Origin of the sequence: Modestobacter sp. VKM Ac-2986, from assembly GCF_026967795.1 — a bacterium.
GTDB lineage: Bacteria > Actinomycetota > Actinomycetes > Mycobacteriales > Geodermatophilaceae > Modestobacter.
The window spans coordinates 292,737-309,279 of record NZ_JAPVBH010000002.1 but is presented as its reverse complement, the minus strand read 5'-3'; the positions used below and the strand labels follow the sequence as shown (position 1 = coordinate 309,279).

Here is a 16,543-nt window from a genome sequence, read left to right as displayed (position 1 = left end):
TCAGCTGCCGAGCAGCTGCTCGGCCTCCTGCGCCGCCCGGCGCAGGCCCTCCCGCTCGGCGGCGTAGCCACCGACGACGCCGACCACCGGCAGCTGGGCCAGCGCGCGGTGGCGGAGCTTGCCCTTGGGGCGGGCGTCGAGGGCGTCGTCGATGCGGCTCAGCAGCCGGGCGGCCCGCCACAGGCTGCGGGCTGCGCCGTCCAGGCCCGAGCGGTCGGTGCCCAGCGCCTCGTCGACGTAGCTGCCCCTCGTCCGGGTCAGCAGCGGGGCGACCCGGTCGGCGGGCAGGTCGCGGTCCAGCAGCACCCGGGCCAGCAGCGAGATGCGCGCGGCGGGGTCGACGACGTCGTGCTCACCGGCCACCCCGAGGACGACGAGGGCCTGCACCGCCGAGCCCACGGTGTTCTGCAGCGGCAGCAGGTCGGCGAGCTTGCCGGCGAACCGCGGCGCGGCGGAGACCCCGGCGGCGACCCGGCTGACCCGCTCGGCCCACCAGGCGGCGCGCCGGGCGAGGTGCACCCGCGGCGGGCGGCCGAGGCGCTCGGCGAGCGGGGTGAGCCCGCGGTCGACCCGGCGGAGGACGTCGACGACCACGGCGTCGCTGATCGGGGCGGCCATGGGCACCGACCGTAGGGGGCCGGGCGGGCCGTCGCACGTCGTCCTCCCGGGCGGCGGGAGCCACTACGGTGCCCGCGTGCTCACCGGGTCCGCCGTCCTCGCCGTCGTCGTGCTGACCGGGCTGGCGGTGCTGCAGGCGCTGCTGGCCGCCGGCCGCCCGTACGGGCACCTGGCCTGGGGCGGGCAGCACCGGGTGCTGCCGCGCGCCCTGCGGATCGGCAGTGCGGTGTCGATCGGGCTGTACGCGGTGTTCGCGGCGGTGGTCCTCGGCGCGGCCCTGCGGTCCCCGGCCGTGCCGGGCTGGCTGCAGGTCGCGCTGTGGGTGCTGACCGGCTACTTCGTGCTCGGCGTCGTGCTGAACGGGATCAGCCGCAGCCGTCCCGAGCGGCTGGTGATGACCCCGGTCTGCCTGGTCCTCGCCGGGTGCTGCCTGGTGGTCGCGCTGGGCTGAGCGCAGGGCTGGACGCTCGGCCCGAGCGCCGGGCCGGGCACAGGATGCCGACGTACCGTGGCCCGCGTGCGACGACGGCGGACCGGTGCAGCCCGCCGGTGGGCGGCCGTCGGCGGCGGTGTCGCGGTGCTGCTCGCCCTGCCCCCGCTGATCGGTGCGCTGCCGGCCTCCGACGCCGGCACCCCGGCCGCCGACCTGCGCCGGGCCGCGCTGGACTCCACGGGCGTGGCCTTCGCCGGGTACGCCCAGGCCGCCGGCGGGCTGGCGCTGCCGGTGGGGGAGCAGCTGACCGGCGTCGCGGACCTGCTCAGCGACCGGACGACGATGCGCGCCTGGTACCGCGGGCCGGCCGACTGGCGGGTGGACGTCGTCTCGCCCACCGGGGAGACCGGCGTGCACGCCGACGCCGGTGGCACCTGGACCTGGGACTACGTGGCGAGCGCCGCGACCCGCACCGCGGACACCGCGCTGGCCCTGCCCACCGCCCCGGACCTGCTGCCCAGCGCGCTGGGCCGCCGGCTGCTGTCGGAGGCCACGGACGCCGAGCTCAGCCGCTTCGGCGCCGACCGGGTCGCCGGCCGGGACGCCCTGGGGCTGCGGGTCGTGCCGGCCGAGGGGTCGGCCTCGGTGGGCCGGGTCGACGTGTGGGTCGACGCGGCCAGCGGGCTGCCGCTGCGGGTGCAGGTGTTCGGGGAGTCCGGTGGTGAGCCCGCCGTCGACTCGTCCTTCCTGGAGCTCGACCTCACCACGCCGGAGGTCGAGGTCGTCGACTTCGCCGTTCCGCCCGCCGCGGAGGTCCGCGCGGGCCAGGACCCGCAGCTGCTGCAGGCGGCCACCCGCGGCACCCGGGACAGCACGCTGGTGCTGCCCGCCGCCCTCGCCGGCCTGGGCCGCCGCACGATCGAGGGCGCGCCCGCCACGGTCGGCGTCTACGGCCGCGGGGTCACCCTGCTCACCGTCAGCGCCCTGCCCGGCCGCGCGTCGAACGGGCTGCGCACCGCGCTGGCCGGTGCGCCCGGCGCGGTGGTGGACGACCTCGGCGTCCGGATCGCCGCCGGGCCGCTGGGGCTGATGCTGGCCGACGGCCCCGACGGCGCGGTGCTGCTGACCGGCACCGTCACCCTCGACGCGCTGGCCGCCGCGGCCACCGAGCTCACCGGAGAGGCACCCTGAGCACCGTCATCGGCACCACCGGCCTGGTCAAGCGCTACGGGCGGCTGCGCGCGGTCGACGGCATCGACCTCGACGTCCGCGCCGGCGACGTCTACGGCTTCCTCGGCGCCAACGGCTCGGGCAAGACCACGACCGTGCGGATGCTGCTGGGCCTGGTGCTGCCCACCGAGGGGGAGGTGCAGCTGCTCGGCGAGCCGATGCCGAAGCGGGCCCGCCGCGTGCTGCCCCGGGTGGGCGCGCTGATCGAGGGCCCGGCGCACTACGGCCACCTGCCCGCCCGGGCCAACCTGTCGCTGTTCGACGCCGCCGGGCCCGGTGGGTCGCGGCGCACCCGCACGGCGCGGATCGACACGGTGCTCGAGCAGGTCGGCCTGGCCGGGGTGGGCCGGCGGCCGGTGAAGGACTTCTCCCTCGGCATGCGGCAGCGGCTCGGCCTGGGCGCGGCGCTGCTGCGGCGTCCGGAGCTGCTGGTGCTCGACGAGCCGACCAACGGGCTGGACCCGCAGGGCATCCACGAGATCCGCGACCTGCTGCTGGAGCTCAACCGGGGTGGGACGACGGTGTTCCTCTCCAGCCACCTGCTGGCCGAGGTCGAGCAGCTGTGCACCCGGGTCGGCGTGCTGGACCGCGGGCGGCTCGTGCTGCAGGACCAGCTGGCCACCCTCACCGCGCCCACCGGTGCCACCGTCGTGGAGACCCCGGACCCCGACCGGGTGCGCGCCGCCTTCGACGGCCGGGTGCTGCGGACCTCCGACGGTCGCGCGGTGGTGCGTGGCGCGGACCCCGCCGAGGTCAACGCGGCGCTGGTCGCCGCCGGGGTGCCGGTGACCGGGCTGGCGCTGGAGCGCCCGACCCTGGAGGAGGTGGTGCTGGCCGCGGCGAGCACCAGCGCCGACCGGGTCGACGCACCGGGCGAGCGGTCGCGCCGGTGATCGCCGTCGAGCTGCGCAAGCTGTTCCGCCGTCCCCGCACCTGGGTGACGATCGCGATGCTCAACGCCCTGCCGGTGCTGGTGGCCGTGCTGCTGGCGGTCACCGACCTCGCGCCGCGGCCGGGGGAGGGGCCGGTGTTCCTCTCCGCCGTGCTCACCAACGGCACGCTCTACCCGCTGGCCGCGCTGGCCATCGTGCTGCCGCTGTTCCTGCCGATCGCGGTCTCCGTCGTCGCCGGCGAGGCCGTCGCGGGGGAGGCCCAGGCCGGCACGCTGCGGTACCTGCTGGCCCGCCCGGCCGGCCGCACCCGGTTGCTGGTGGCCAAGCTGGTCTCGGTCATCGCGTTCGTGCTGGTCACCGTGGTGGTGGTGGCCGCGGTGGGCTACGTGACCGGGCAGTTGCTCTTCGACGTCCAGCCGATCGGCGGGACGACCCTGTCGGGCACCACGATCACGCCCGAGCAGATCGCCTGGCGCACCGTGCTGGCGATCGGCTACATCACCGTCTCGATGCTGGGGGTGGCCGCGTTCGCGCTGTTCTTCTCCACCCTCACCGACTCCCCGCTGGCCGCGGCCCTGGGTGCCCTGGCGGTGCTCATCGCCTCGTCGCTGCTGTTCACCCTGGACGCGGCGTCGTCCTTCGCGCCCTACCTGCCCACCCGCTACTGGCTGGCCTTCGTCGACCTGTTCCGCGAGCCGGTGCTGTGGCGGGACGTCGTGCGCGGCATCGGGCTGCAGGCCGTCTACGTCGTGGTGCTGGTCAGCGCGGCCTGGGCCAACTTCACCACCAAGGACATCACCTCCTAGCGGCCCGACAGCTGTCCCCGGTCGCCGGAGTTGGATCAGGTGACCTGATCAACGGCTGTCCTCCCGCACCAGCGTTGGTGAGGAAGGACAGCCGTTGGTGAGGGAGGACGGACGGCGGCCGGGTCGTGCGGGCAGGAACGGTTCCGGCCCCGCTGCAGGGGCCCGCCGTGAGCTGGCGAGCGGTGGGGGACAGCGGGGCCTCCCTCAGAGGGTGAAGCGGGCGACGCCGGTGCGGAGGTCGGCGGCCATCCGGGCGAGCTCGGCGACCGCGCCGCGGGTCTGGCCGAGTGCCTGCGTGGTGTCGCCGGCGGCGGCGGAGACCCCGCTGATGGTGCGGGCGATCTCGGTCGAGCCCCCTGCGGCCTCGGCCACCGAGCGGGCCATCTCGTTGGTGGTGGCGGTCTGCTCCTCCACCGCGGAGGCGATGGTCAGCTGGAAGGCGTCGACCTGGCCGACCACGGTCTGGATCCGGTCGATCGCCGCGACCACCCCGGAGGTGTCGGCCTGGATGGTCTCCACCCGCCGGGCGATGTCCTCGGTGGCCCGGGCGGTCTCCGCGGCCAGCTCCTTCACCTCCCCGGCGACCACGGCGAAGCCCCGGCCGGCCTCGCCCGCGCGGGCGGCCTCGATCGTGGCGTTGAGCGCGAGCAGGTGGGTCTGGGCGGCGATCGCGGTGATGGTCTTGACCACCGCGCCGATCTCGTCGCTGGAGGTGCCCAGCCGGGTGATGGTCGCGTCGGTCGCCCGCGCCTCGGCCACCGCGTCGGCGGCGGCCCGGGCCGCACTGGAGGCGTTCTGGCTGATCTCGCGGATCGAGGCGCCCATCTCCTCGGCGCCGGCGGCGACCGTGGCGACGTTGCGGGACACCTCGCCGGCGGCGTCGGAGACGACCCCGGAGCGGGTGGCGGTCTGCTCGGCGGCGGCGGCGATCTGTGCCGAGGACGCGCTGAGCTCCTCGGAGGAGGCGGCTACGGCGTCGGCGGTGGCGGTGACCGAGGACAGCACGGTGCGCAGCTCGGCGACGGCGTCGTCCAGCGCGGCGGCGGTGGCGCCGACCTCGTCCCGCGAGGTGACCCCGGCGGTCCGGGTCAGGTCGCCGGCGGCCAGCGCCTCGGCGGTGGACTGCACCCGGCGCAGGCCCCCGGTGATCCCGCGGGCGACCAGCCGGCCGACGACCAGCGCGGCGGTGACGCCGACGGCCAGCACGGCGAGGAGCAGCAGCCGGGTCGACCCGTAGGCGGCGGTGGCCGCGGCGGCGCTGTCGGCGGCGGCCTGCTGGCGCTGTGCGGCGAGCTCGTCGAGCTGGCCCATGACGGCCTTGGCGATCGGGGAGATCGTCGACTCGCGCGCCTCGGACCAGGCGGTCAGGTCCCCGGCGTCGGCGAGGGCGTCGAGGCCGACCATGCCGGCCCGGTAGTCCTCGATGCCGTCGAGGACCTGCTGCACCAGGGCGCGACCGGCCTCGGAGGGGTGGGTGCCGAGGTAGCGGTCGGCGGCCGCGGCCAGCTCGCCATAGGCGGCGTCCCGGCTGGCGAGGTAGGCCACCCGGTCGGCGGGGTCGGTGGCGACGGCGTAGTTGGTGCCCGACAGCCGGATGGCGAAGAAGTCCGCGCGCATCGACTCGACCTCGGCGGTGCCGAGCAGCTCGTCGCGGTACATGGTGTCGGTGGCCTCGGCGGTGCGGCCGAGGCTGTGCAGCCCCAGCACGCCGACGAGGACGGCGACGAGCGCGGCGAGCCCGACGGCCGCGGTGATCTTGGTGGTGACACCCGTCCGGCGGGGCGACGGGGTGGTGGGGGCGGACACGGGGTGGCCTCCTGGCCTAGGTGACGCTCTGGATCGACGTCGTTGCACCGTGCAATCCCCGTGGTGCTCCCCGGGATGCCCGGTGGGCCGGTCAGCTCCTCCGAACGGGTCAGCCCCGCCGCAGCCGGGCGCAGTCGGCCGGGCCCAGGTCGACCGGCGGACCGGCGGCCAGCTGGGCGAGCACGATGCCCTGGACGACGGCGTCGGTGGGCAGCTGACCGTGGGTCACCCGGGAGTCGGTGCACACCGACTGCACGGTGAGCTCCAGCGCGCCGGCCAGCTCCGCGGACTCCGGCGGAGTGACCGTCTGGTCGGCGGTGGTCCACACCGACACCCAGTCCGGGCCCTCGGGCGTCTCGTCGCCGGCGTTGAGGTCGGCGAGCAGGTCGCTGGTGGTGGTCAGCTGCTGGCAGGCCTGCGGGCACTCGGCGGGCAGCACCCCGGCGGCCAGGTCGGCCAGGGTGGTGCCGTGGTGCGGCGAGCCCAGGGTGACCACCCGCCGGGCCTGGTCGGCGCCGCCGTCGGCGGCCCACAGCCGGGCGATCACCCCGCCGGCGGAGTAGCCCACGACGTCCACGCTGCCGGCGCCGGTGCGGGCCAGCGCGTCGTCCACGGCCGCACCGAGGGCCTCGGCGGAGGCGGTCATGTCGCCGGTGCCACCGTCGGGGACGGCGACGACGGTGGCGTCCCGGCCGGTGGCGGTGAGCCGGTCGGCGAGCACCTGCAGCGAACCGGTCGAGCCGCCGTAGCCCGGCACCAGCAGCACCGGGCCGGGGGTCTGCTCGGCGGCCGGCACCGTCCGGTCGGCCTCCGGGCCGGTCAGCCGCGGGACGACGACGACGGCGGCGATGCCGGCCGCGGCGACGGCGAGGACGGCGAGCAGCGCCACCACCAGACGGCGGCGGGCGGGGGAGAGGCCGGCGAGCACCACCCCACTGTCCCTGCCCGTGCCGGGACGTGCCCGCGACGTGGTGGACTGACCCGGTGCTGAGCCGTGACGAGTACCTGGCGGCCTGGTCGCGGTGGCACGGCGGCACCGACCCGGCCGACAGCCGGTGGGTGCACGGCTGGCTGACCCTGGCCTACACCCTCGCCGTCCCGCTGGCGCGGCTCTCCCCGCTGGTGGCCACCGCGCTGGGCCTGGTGGTGGCCGGTGCCGCGGTCGGGCCGGCGGCGGCCGGGGGCGGCTGGCTGGTCGTCTGCGGCCTGCTGATCGGGCTGTCGGGCCTGCTGGACTCCCTGGACGGCGCACTGGCCATCGCCGGCGGCCGGGCGTCCCGGCGCGGGTTCGTGCTCGACTCCGCGGTCGACCGGCTCACCGAGGTCGCCTACGCGCTCGCCTTCTGGGTGGCCGGGGCGCCGGGCTGGCTGGCCGTGGGCTTCGGTGCGCTGTGCTGGCTGCCGGACTACCTGCGCGCCCGCGCCGGGCAGGCCGGGGTGAGCGAGACCGGGGCCATCTCGGTGTGGGAGCGCCCCACCCGGGTGGTCATGTCCGCCTTCGGGCTGGGCGGTGCGGGGGTGGTCGCGCTGCTCGGGATCGAGGTCGGCAGGCACGACGTGGTGGCCGCGCTGGTCACCGCCGGGGCGGCCGTCGGCTGCCTGCTGGGCGTCGTCGGCACCACCCAGCTCGGCGTCCAGCTGCGCCGCGCGCTGGGCGAGGAGCCCGCGGCCGGCTGACCGCCCCGCGCGGCCGGCCGGGGTGGCTCCTACCCTGGAGCGGTCCCGCGCCCGGTCCCGGCCGGGGCCCGACCGGCCGCTCGATGGCCGTTGTCCCCCGGAGAGAGCAGCCCTCATGCCCGTCGTCGTGACCGGTTCGATCGCCACCGACCACCTGATGACCTTCCCCGGGAAGTTCACCGACCAGTTCGTCGAGGGCAAGATGGAGAACGTCTCGCTCTCCTTCCTGGTCGACGACCTGGTGCAGCACCGCGGCGGCGCGGGCGCGAACATGGCCTACGGCCTGGGGCTGCTCGGCCTGGCGCCGGTGCTGGTCGGCGCGGTGGGCAGCGACTTCGCCGACTACGACGCCTGGCTGACCCGGCACGGCGTCGACACCGGCAGCGTGCGGTGGTCGGAGCTCAAGCACACCGCCCGGTTCACCTGCACCACCGACGTGGCCAACAACCAGATCGCCTCGTTCTACTCGGGCGCGATGAGCGAGGCCTCGATGATCGAGCTCGCCCCGGTCGAGCACCGGGTCGGCGGCCTGGACCTGGTCATCATCGGGCCCAACGACCCGACCGCGATGGTGCAGCACACCGCCGAGTGCCGGGAGCGCGGCTACCCCTTCCTCGCCGACCCCAGCCAGCAGCTGGCCTGGGCCGACGGGGAGATGATCCGCGACCTGGTCGACGGCGCGGACCTGCTGTTCACCAACGAGTACGAGCACGCCCTGCTGCTGCAGAAGACCGGCTGGGACGACGCCGAGGTGCTCGCCCGGGTCGGCACCTGGGTCACCACCCGGGCCGCGGACGGCGTGGTCGTGGAGCAGGCCGGCGCCGAGCCGATCCGCGTCATCGCCGTCCCGGAGACCAAGCCGGTCGAGCCCACCGGCGGCGGGGACGCGCTGCGCGCCGGCTTCGTCGCCGCCCGGCAGTGGGGGCTGGGCCTCGAGCGCGCCACCCAGGTGGGCTCGGCCGTGGCCACCGCCGCCGTCGAGGTGATCGGCACCCAGGAGTACTCGCTGCCCCGCGAGCTGTTCCTCGACCGCTTCGCCGCCGCCTTCGGCGCCGACGCCGCCGACGAGGTCGCCCCCCACCTCCCGGTCTGAGGACCCGCAGGGTGGCCGTGTTGGCGAACATGGCCCCTTGCGGCCCCGCTGCAGGGTCCCGCCGCGAGCTCGCGAGTGGTGGGGGGCAGCGGGGTCCTTCATCAGTCGCCGCGGAGCTGCTCGCCGATGGAGGGGTCGTCGGTCCAGGTCGCGTAGGGGATGCGGCGGATCTCCCTGACCTCGCCGATCGTCGACCACTCGTTGCCGCCCAGGCGGGCGAGCGGGCGCAGGTGCTCGATCCGCGGCCGGCCGTCGCGGACGGCGGTGGTGTGGACGGCGATGTGCCGCACCTGCCCGAAGACGACGGTGCTGTCGCCGAGCCGCAGCGTCGAGTGCAGCGTGCACTCCAGCGACACCGGCGACTGCGCCACCCGCATCGCCGCGACGGTCTCACTCGGCTCCAGCCGGACGCCGGTGTGCTCGGCCTCGCTCTCCTCGGGCGGGAAGTCGGTGCCGGTGGCGTTGGCCTGCTCGAACATCGACTCCGGCGTCAGGTTGACCGTGAAGTCCCCGGTCGCCTCGGCGTTGACCAGGGAGTCCTTGCGGCCCACCGAGGTGAACTGCACGATCGGCGGGTCGACGCAGGCCACCGTGTAGAACGAGTGCGGCGCCAGGTTGTGCACGCCCTCGGCCGAGCGGGTCACGACCCAGGCGATCGGGCGGGGGACGACGACGGAGTTGAGCACCCGGTAGAAGGCGCCGGGGTCCATCTGCGCCGGGTCGAAGGACGTGCGGGGCTCGGTCACCGCCCCATCGTCGTCGTCAGCGCGGGACGGTCAGCGTGCGGCCCCGCCAGGTCAGCTCACCGCGCCGGTGGGCGCGCAGCGAGCGGGCCACCAGCACGTCCAGCAGCGCCACCGACACCGGGTGGGCCAGCGCGTCGGGCCACACCCGGCCGCCGGTGCCGGCCGCGACGACCGCCCGGTTGACCACGCCGGCCGCGTAGCCGACCAGCCCGGCCCGCGACCCGGTCAGCGCCGCCAGCGGGGGGAGCACCCAGACCGCGCCCAGCGCCACGGCGGCCCCGGCCGACGCCGCCGGGTGCCCGCCGAGGGCCGACCACAGCGACTTCGTGTAGCCGTCGCGGACCGCCGGCCAGCCGTCGTACATCCGGCAGCTGGCCAGCGTCGAACCGTCGACGACGACCCCGCGCCCGCCGGCGGCCTTGACCGCGCGCAGCAGGGCGATGTCCTCGAGGACCTCGCCGCGCACCGCCGCGTGCCCACCGGCCCGCTCGTACGCCGTCCGCCGCACCACCAGGAACTGGCCGTTGGCCGCGGCCAGCGAGGGCCGGGGCGAGCGCTCGGCCGGCCGCAGCGGCAGCAGGGTGGCCCACAGCCACTGCTGGAGCGGCTGCACCAGCCGCTCGGCCGCGGTGCCGGTGAGCTGCCGCGGCCAGGGGGAGACGAGGTCGAGGCCGGCGTCCTCCAGCACGGCGACGGCCGAGGCGATCGCGTGCGGCGCCAGCCGGACGTCGGCGTCGAGGAACACCAGCAGCTCGGCGTCCCCGGCGGCGGCCGCGCCCTGGGCGCAGGCGTTCGGCTTGCCCAGCCACCCCGGCCCCGGCGGCCGGGCGGTGAGCACCTGCACCCGGGGGTCGGCCGGGACCCGGTCGGGGGTGCCGTCGGTGGAGCCGTCGTCGACCACCACCACGCCCAGCCCCGGCACCCCACGCTGGTCGAGCAGCGCGGCCAGGCAGCCCGCGATCTGGTCGGCCTCGTCCCGGGCCGGCACGACCACGGTGACCCGGCGGTCGACCGGCCGCGGCGCGGGCGGGGGACGGCGCAGCAGCGCGGTGTTGACCGCCGCGTGCACGGCGGCGAGCACCGACAGCCCGGCGCACGCCTGCACCAGCCGGTGCGCCGCCGGACTCACCGCCGGCGGACCAGCGCGACGACCACCGGCGCCGCCAGGACGACGCCCCACACGGCCGACCCGGGGAGGTCGAGCCAGACGGCGTGCGCCAGCGCACCGCCCAGCACCATCCAGGCCAGCGTGAGCAGCGGCGCGGTGTCGCCGATGCGGGGCGGGGTCGCGGTGCGGGCCACCAGCAGGTCCAGCAGCGTCATCAGCACCAGCCCGGCAACCAGCCAGCCGGCCAGGTTGGTCAGCGGCACCGTGTCGATGCCGGGCAGCCCCGGCGTGGGGTGCGCCCAGCGCCAGAAGCCGGCCTGCACCAGCTGCGGGTCCAGCACGACGTCCCAGGCGGCGAAGACGTAGGCGGCCACGAGCACCCGCAGCGGGCGTGAGTCCGGGGCCAGCCGCCGGGCCACGACCCAGCTCGGCCAGGCCATCATCAGCCAGGCCAGCGGCACCAGGAACGGGACGCCGAGCAGCGTGGGGCCCAGCACGTCGCTGTAGTCGTAGGTGCCGTACGGGAAGCCGGTCGACAGCCCCAGCGCCTCGAACCCGACGGCCACCACGGCCACCAGCACCAGCACCCCGAGGCCGGTCCGGGCGCCGCGACTCACCCAGGCGTGGCTGATCGCGGCCGCGGAGCCCAGCAGTACGATCACCCAGCTGATGCCGGTGCGGGCCGACCCACCGGACAGCGGGTAGGCGATCGCGGTGGCCAGCAGCGCCACGGTGAGCGCCAGCGGCAGCCAGCCCGGCGCCGGCCGGGTGCGTCCGCGGACGGCGGTGGCGGTCACCGCGCCGCCCGGGCCGCCAGCCGGGTCCGGACCCCTGCCGAGAGCCCGGTGCGCAGCCGCGCGGCGGGACGACGGTCGGCCAGCACGATCCGCGCGGCGGTGCGCCCGGAGTTGCCGGAGACACCGCCACCGGGGTGGGTGGAGGCGCCGGCCAGGTACAGCCCGTCCAGGCCCGGGACGCGGTGACCGGACAGCGCCGGGGTGGGCCGGAAGCTGAACATGCTGGCCAGGCTCATCTCCACGTGCATGACGTTGCCGCGCAGCAGGGACAGCTCCTGCTCCAGCTTCAGCGGGGTCTGGACGTACATCCGCTGCACCGAGTCGGCGAAGCCGGGGGCGTACCGGTCGACCGCGGCGACGAGCTGCTGGGCGGCGTCCTCGGCCAGGTCGTCCCAGCTGCTGCCGTCGGCGAGGGCGTAGGGGTACCACTGCCCCCAGATGGTGACCACGTGCTGGCCCTCGGGGGCGAGGGTCGGGTCGCTCGCGGAGAACGACATCGCCAGCGGCACCGGCTCGCGGGGGAGCTCCCCGGCGAGGTAGTCGCCGTGCGCCCGGGCCAGCTGCGCGCGGTCGGTGCACAGCAGCTGCAGGCCCTGCAGGGCCTCGTCGCCCACGCCGGGGTAGTCGGGCAGGGCGTTCGTCTGGCAGCGCAGCACCAGGCCGAAGCCGTTGCCCAGCGGCGGGTCGGCGTCGGCCAGCGCCGGCGGTGCGTCGTCACCGGCGAGGGTCCTGGTGGCCAGCACGTGGCAGGCGGCGACGACCACGGGGGCGGTGACCCGCCGTCCGGACACCGTCTGCACGCCGGTCACCCGCCGGGCGCCGTCCGGGCCCTCGACCAGCAGCCGGGCCGCGCCGTCGCCGAGGACGACCCGGCCGCCGTCGGCAGCCAGCCGGGCGGCGAGGGCCTGGGTGAGCCCGCCGGAGCCGCCCACCGGGTGGCCGGGCGGGACGTCGTGCAGCAGCGCCACCCAGCCGACCATGGCCGCGGTGCCGGGCTCGGACATCGGCGGGCCGGACTGCGCGCCGAACCAGGCCAGGGCGGCCTTGAGCCGCTCGGAGGTGAACCAGCGGTCCAGCAGCGCGTCGCCGGAGCCGAGGAAGTCGGTGGCGATCTCCCCGCCGGGGGTGCGGGGGCGGCCGGAGCCGATCGGCCACAGGTGGCGCACCAGTTGGACGGGGCCCGGCCGGTCGCCGAAGGCCTTGACGACGGCGGCGCTGCGCGGGCCCCACACCTCGACGAACCGGCGGTAGGCGGCGGCGTCGGCCTCCCCGCACGCGGCGGCGATCGAGGCGCAGGTGGCGTCCAGGTCGACGGAGAACACCAGCGGCTGCCCGTCCGGGCCGGGGTCGCCGGGCACCGGGGCCGGGGCGAAGGCCCACGGGTCGCAGTCGATGTAGCGCAGCCCGAACTCCTCGAGCTCCAGCTCCTCGACCACCCCGCTGTGCCGGATGATCACGTGCGCGCTGGACCCGCGGTCGACCCGGACGCCGGGCCACCGCTCCACGGTGGAGACCGCGCCGCCCAGCACCTCGTCGGACTCCACCACCTCCACCCGCAGCCCGGCCTTCGCCAGGTGGGCGGCGGCGACCATGCCGTTGTGCCCGGAGCCGATGACGACGGCGTCGACGGTGGTGTCGCCGGGGGGCGGGGGGACGGCGGTGTCCTGCGGCGAGCTGGGAACGGCGATCAGTCCTTCCGGGCAGGCGGGGCCAGCGGCAGGCGGGCACCCAGGATGGCGAACGGGCGGGAGTCGCCGGGGAAGTGGTGGCCCCGGGCGAGGTCGACGAAGCCGTCGGCGTGGTAGAGCCGGAAGGCCTTGGTGTCGGTGTCCGGGGTGCTCAGCAGCGCCACCGTGGAGTCGGCGTCGGCGACCAGCGCGTGCAGCAGCTGCCGGCCCAGCCCGCGGCTCTGGTGGTCGGGGTGCACGTGCAGCTCGCAGACCTCGAAGGCGCCGGGCAGCCACTGCTTCGCCGTCCGCCGGTCCAGGGCGTTGCGCACCTGGTCGTGCCACCACTGGCCGGGCGACACGAGGTAGCCGTAGCCGAAGCCGACCAGCCGCTCGCCGTCCGGCGTCTCGACGAAGGCGCCCACGGCCCGGAAGCCGGCGCGCTCGGTGTGCTGGACGGCGTAGCCGTAGCGGCCGGCGACGACGGCGTCGCCGTAGCCCATCGCCGCGCCGTAGATGGCCAGCGCCTCGTGCAGGTGCTCGCGCATCCAGGGCACGGGCAGCTCGACGACCCGGGTGGCCGGGGTCGTGCCGGTCACGAGGCCACCTCCTCGAGGTGCGGCGCCGTGCCGGGCTCGACCGACGGACCGGGGCCGACCTCGGCGGGGGTGCCGTCGGTCAGCCGCAGCAGCTCCGCGTAGCTGGTCGGGAAGACGGTGTGCGGGTGCCCGGCGGCGGCCCAGACCTGCGCGTGCCGGGCCAGTTCGACGTCGACCAGCGTGCCGATGGGCTCGGGGTGCCCGACCGGGGCGACGCCGCCGATGGCCTGCCCGGTGTGCTGCCGGACGAACTCCGGGGTGGCCCGGACGACCGCCGGGACGCCGAGCAGCTCGGCCACCAGCGGCTCGGACACCCGGTGCGCGCCGCTGGTCAGCACCAGCAACGGCTGGCCGCCGACGTCGAACACCAGGCTGTTGGCGATGGCGCCGACCGGCACACCGAGCCCGGCGGCCGCCTCGGCCGCCGTCCGGGCGCTGTCGGGCAGCACGCGCACCTCACCGGGGACGCCGGCGGCGCGCAGCAGCTGCACGACCTCGGCGACCCGGGGGTGCTGCGGGATCTCCGCTGAGGTCATGCGCGCGATCCTGCCACCGGCCGGGGGAGCCCGCCGCACCGCCCGGTGGTCACCTCCGACCGAGGGCGGCCGTCTCCTCCGTCGTCCCGTCCGCCGTGTCGTCCGTCGTCCCGGTCGGGGTGTCGAGCGGGTGGGCGATCTCGTCGGCGGGCAGCCGGGCCACCACGATCGCGACCGCAGCCAGCACCGGGGGCACCAGCCCGGCGAGGGCGAAGGTGGCCGGCACCCCGATCACCCCGCTCACCGGGCCGGCCAGCGCCATCGACACCGGCAGGAAGGCCAGCGAGACGAAGAAGTCCAGGCTGGACACCCGGCCGAGCATCGCCGGGGGCACCCGGCGCTGCAGCAGCGTGCCCCAGATGACGGTGGCCCCCTGGAAGGCCGCCCCGGCGACCGCGGCGGCGAGCACGAACAGCCACAGCTCGGTGGCCACACCGAACACCGCCAGCGGCGCGCACCCGGCGCCCCACAGCGTGATCATCAGCGTCAGGTAGCGGCGCGGCAGCGGGCGCGAGGCGACGGCGAGGGAGCCCACCGCCCCGGCGATCCCGAACGAGGCCAGCACCAGCGAGTGCTCCGAGGGCCCGCCGCCGGTCTGCTCGCGCAGCGCGAAGGGGGTCAGCACCTCCAGCGGGCCGAGCACCACGAGTACCAGCAGCGAGGCGAAGACCAGCGTCGCGAGCAGCCACGGGGTCGCGACCATGTAGGAGAAGCCGGCCCGGACGTCGTGCAGCAGTGCGGTGACCGGGTGCCGGGCGGGCCCGCCGGCGGCCGCGGCCTCGGCGTCCAGGTCGCGGCGCAGCGGCGTGGCCGGCAGCCGCAGCAGCGCCAGGACCGCCCCCAGCGCGGCCACCGCGGTGACCAGCAGGGCGGCACCGGGTGAGGCGGCCGCGACGATCGCCCCGGCCGCGGCCGGGCCGGCGGCCTGCGTGAGCAGCGGCCGGAGGACCCCCTCCAGCCCGTTGGCCGCCAGCAGCTCGTCGGCGGGCAGCAGCGCGGGCACCAGCGCCGAGTAGGCCGGGTAGTACAGGCCCTGGCCCAGCCCGATGAGCAGCGACGCCACGGCCAGGTGCCACAGCTGGAGCAGCCCGGCCAGCGAGAGCGCGGCGACGACCCCGGTCGCGACCAGCTCGACGACGGCGACGACCAGCAGCAGGCGCCGCTGCGGCACCCGGTCGGCCAGGGCGCCACCGAGCAGCGTGGTCAGCAGCATCCCGACGGCCGTGCCGGCGCTGACCAGCGACAGCGCCGCCGGCCCGCCACCGAGCTCGATCACCTGCCAGACCACGGCCAGCAGGTACAGGCCCGAGGAGGTCAGCGTGAGCACCAGCGAGACGGCCAGCCAGCGGTAGCCCGGGTGCCGCAGGGGCATCAGCGCACGAGGCAGGGCGGGCACCGCCCCAGTCGACACCGGGGGTGGGGCGCGGCGCAAACGAGTTGCCCGGACCGTGGTGCAGGAGCGGGGGACGACACGGTCGTGGACACACCCGTCCCGGCTTGACGTCCCCGGTCCGCCTCCGGTCTACTCGACGTGTTCGAACACGTGTTCGAACACCGGTGGGTCCGCTCACCGGCCCGGGCCGTCATGCCTTCCCCGCATGCGCTTCCCCGCCGGGCCGGGGCGTGGGCCGGCCGGTGGGGCGAGGAGTTGGGGAGTCTGTCATGAGCCGAGTGCTCGTCGGGGCCGGTGGCCGCGTCGGTGAAGAGGTGCAGGTCGAGCAGGGGCCGACGGGGCCGGCCCAGTTCTGGCGAGGCCAGACCCGCTACGTGGTGGGCGAGCTGCTCGACTCGTGGGTCGAGACCGCCCCGTGGTGGCAGCCCGACCCCGCCGGCCGTGGCGCCTCGGCCGACCTGGTCGCCACCCGGCAGGTCTGGCGGGTGGAGGCCTCGCGGGCCGGGCGGTCCCGGATGAGCTTCGCCGGGGTGTTCGACCTGTCCTGGGAGCCGACGGCCGGGCAGTGGCTGCTCGTGCGGGCGCACGACTGATGGGCGCCGCCCGGGTCCTGCCGGCCCCCGAGCAGGGGGAGCTCCCCTTGCCCCCGGCCCTGCCCTCTGCCGCCGCCCAGCTGCTCGGCCAGGCCCACCGCGGGCTGGCCGAGGCGACCGGCAGCCCCGACGCCGGCTGGCGGTACGCCACCGCGCACCTGGCCGCCCTGCGCGCCGCCGCGGCGGTGCTGGCCGCCCGCACCCAGCCCGACGCCGACGCCGGCCGGCGCCGTCCGCGCAGCGCCTGGGTGCTGATCAGCAAGGTCGCCCCCGAGCTGGGCGAGTGGGCGGCGTTCTTCGCCGCCGGCGCGGCCAAGCGGGCCGCGGCCGAGGCCGGCCTGTCGCACGCGGTCACCGAGCGGGAGGCCGACGACCTCGTCCGTGACGTGCGCACCTTCCTCGGCGTCGTGGAGACCACGATCAGCCGGCCGGCCCCGCCGCCGGCCCCGGTCCGCCTGCGGTCGATGGACGGCGGCCGCCGCCGTCCCGCCGGGCGCCCTGAGACGTGAGCGAGCGTGCGAGCTCACGCATGAGCACAGCAGTGGCGC

At 76.7% G+C, this 16,543-nt stretch carries 18 protein-coding genes; 8 read left to right on the top strand and 10 right to left on the bottom strand.

Going from position 1 to position 16,543, the window contains the following annotated elements:
- Complete coding sequence (locus O2W14_RS05725) at positions 1-618, bottom strand: hypothetical protein (protein WP_269175114.1); 618 nt, start codon at positions 616-618, stop codon at positions 1-3.
- Between the two features lie 76 nt (positions 619-694).
- Here O2W14_RS05725 and O2W14_RS05720 point away from each other — a divergent pair, with 76 nt between their 5' ends.
- From O2W14_RS05720 to O2W14_RS05705, 4 genes are all read left to right on the top strand, one after another.
- The gene (locus O2W14_RS05720) at positions 695-1,069 is read left to right on the top strand and encodes a hypothetical protein (protein ID WP_269175113.1); all 375 of its coding nucleotides are present in this window, start codon (positions 695-697) and stop codon (positions 1,067-1,069) included.
- 66 nt (positions 1,070-1,135) lie between these two features.
- Positions 1,136-2,242, top strand: coding sequence for a sigma-E factor regulatory protein RseB domain-containing protein (locus O2W14_RS05715; protein ID WP_269175112.1), 1,107 nt, complete (start codon positions 1,136-1,138; stop codon positions 2,240-2,242).
- Positions 2,239-3,174, top strand: a complete 936-nt coding sequence (locus tag O2W14_RS05710; RefSeq protein WP_269175532.1) for an ABC transporter ATP-binding protein — start codon at positions 2,239-2,241, stop codon at positions 3,172-3,174. The genes O2W14_RS05715 and O2W14_RS05710 overlap by 4 nt, the downstream gene beginning before the upstream one ends.
- Positions 3,171-3,980, top strand: a complete 810-nt coding sequence (locus tag O2W14_RS05705; RefSeq protein WP_269175111.1) for an ABC transporter permease — start codon at positions 3,171-3,173, stop codon at positions 3,978-3,980. The genes O2W14_RS05710 and O2W14_RS05705 overlap by 4 nt, the downstream gene beginning before the upstream one ends.
- A 204-nt stretch (positions 3,981-4,184) precedes the next feature.
- Here the strand turns inward: O2W14_RS05705 and O2W14_RS05700 are convergent, their stop codons facing one another.
- Both O2W14_RS05700 and O2W14_RS05695 read right to left on the bottom strand, forming a co-directional pair.
- A complete protein-coding gene (locus O2W14_RS05700) occupies positions 4,185-5,786 on the bottom strand; it encodes a methyl-accepting chemotaxis protein (RefSeq protein ID WP_269175110.1) in 1,602 nt (533 codons plus the stop codon).
- A 109-nt stretch (positions 5,787-5,895) separates the two neighbouring features.
- Positions 5,896-6,717: a lipase family alpha/beta hydrolase gene (locus O2W14_RS05695; RefSeq protein WP_269175109.1), complete on the bottom strand. Its 822-nt coding sequence runs from the start codon at positions 6,715-6,717 to the stop codon at positions 5,896-5,898.
- A gap of 53 nt (positions 6,718-6,770) precedes the next feature.
- Between O2W14_RS05695 and O2W14_RS05690 the strand changes: the two genes are divergently transcribed.
- Together O2W14_RS05690 and O2W14_RS05685 are read left to right on the top strand one after the other, a co-directional pair.
- Positions 6,771-7,463 (top strand): CDP-alcohol phosphatidyltransferase family protein, encoded by a 693-nt coding sequence (locus tag O2W14_RS05690; RefSeq protein ID WP_269175108.1) that lies wholly within the window; start codon positions 6,771-6,773, stop codon positions 7,461-7,463.
- A gap of 115 nt (positions 7,464-7,578) precedes the next feature.
- Positions 7,579-8,556: a carbohydrate kinase family protein gene (locus tag O2W14_RS05685; protein ID WP_269175107.1), complete on the top strand. Its 978-nt coding sequence runs from the start codon at positions 7,579-7,581 to the stop codon at positions 8,554-8,556.
- A 101-nt stretch (positions 8,557-8,657) separates the two neighbouring features.
- On the opposite strand, the gene O2W14_RS05680 is transcribed toward O2W14_RS05685, so the two are convergent.
- The 7 genes from O2W14_RS05680 to O2W14_RS05650 form a co-directional block, all read right to left on the bottom strand.
- Entirely contained in the window at positions 8,658-9,302 is a 645-nt protein-coding gene (locus tag O2W14_RS05680; protein ID WP_269175106.1) for a flavin reductase family protein, read from the bottom strand.
- A gap of 16 nt (positions 9,303-9,318) precedes the next feature.
- Positions 9,319-10,431, bottom strand: a complete 1,113-nt coding sequence (locus tag O2W14_RS05675; protein ID WP_269175105.1) for a glycosyltransferase — start codon at positions 10,429-10,431, stop codon at positions 9,319-9,321.
- A complete protein-coding gene (locus O2W14_RS05670; RefSeq protein ID WP_269175104.1) occupies positions 10,428-11,207 on the bottom strand; it encodes a carotenoid biosynthesis protein in 780 nt (259 codons plus the stop codon). The genes O2W14_RS05675 and O2W14_RS05670 overlap by 4 nt, the downstream gene beginning before the upstream one ends.
- Positions 11,204-12,820 (bottom strand): phytoene desaturase family protein, encoded by a 1,617-nt coding sequence (locus O2W14_RS05665; protein ID WP_269175531.1) that lies wholly within the window; start codon positions 12,818-12,820, stop codon positions 11,204-11,206. Before O2W14_RS05665 ends, O2W14_RS05670 begins: the two co-directional genes overlap by 4 nt.
- A gap of 74 nt (positions 12,821-12,894) precedes the next feature.
- Positions 12,895-13,473 carry a GNAT family N-acetyltransferase gene (locus O2W14_RS05660; protein ID WP_269175103.1) on the bottom strand — a complete coding sequence of 193 codons (579 nt, stop codon included), beginning with the start codon at positions 13,471-13,473 and terminating at the stop codon, positions 12,895-12,897.
- A complete protein-coding gene (locus O2W14_RS05655) occupies positions 13,470-14,009 on the bottom strand; it encodes a YbaK/EbsC family protein (protein ID WP_269175102.1) in 540 nt (179 codons plus the stop codon). Before O2W14_RS05655 ends, O2W14_RS05660 begins: the two co-directional genes overlap by 4 nt.
- A gap of 49 nt (positions 14,010-14,058) precedes the next feature.
- Entirely contained in the window at positions 14,059-15,405 is a 1,347-nt protein-coding gene (locus O2W14_RS05650; protein ID WP_269175101.1) for an MFS transporter, read from the bottom strand.
- A 266-nt stretch (positions 15,406-15,671) separates the two neighbouring features.
- Here O2W14_RS05650 and O2W14_RS05645 point away from each other — a divergent pair, with 266 nt between their 5' ends.
- Positions 15,672-15,995 (top strand): DUF6504 family protein, encoded by a 324-nt coding sequence (locus O2W14_RS05645; RefSeq protein ID WP_269175100.1) that lies wholly within the window; start codon positions 15,672-15,674, stop codon positions 15,993-15,995.
- Positions 15,995-16,504, top strand: a complete 510-nt coding sequence (locus O2W14_RS05640; protein WP_269175099.1) for an SAV_6107 family HEPN domain-containing protein — start codon at positions 15,995-15,997, stop codon at positions 16,502-16,504. The genes O2W14_RS05645 and O2W14_RS05640 overlap by 1 nt, the downstream gene beginning before the upstream one ends.
- Positions 16,505-16,543: the final 39 nt, after the last annotated feature.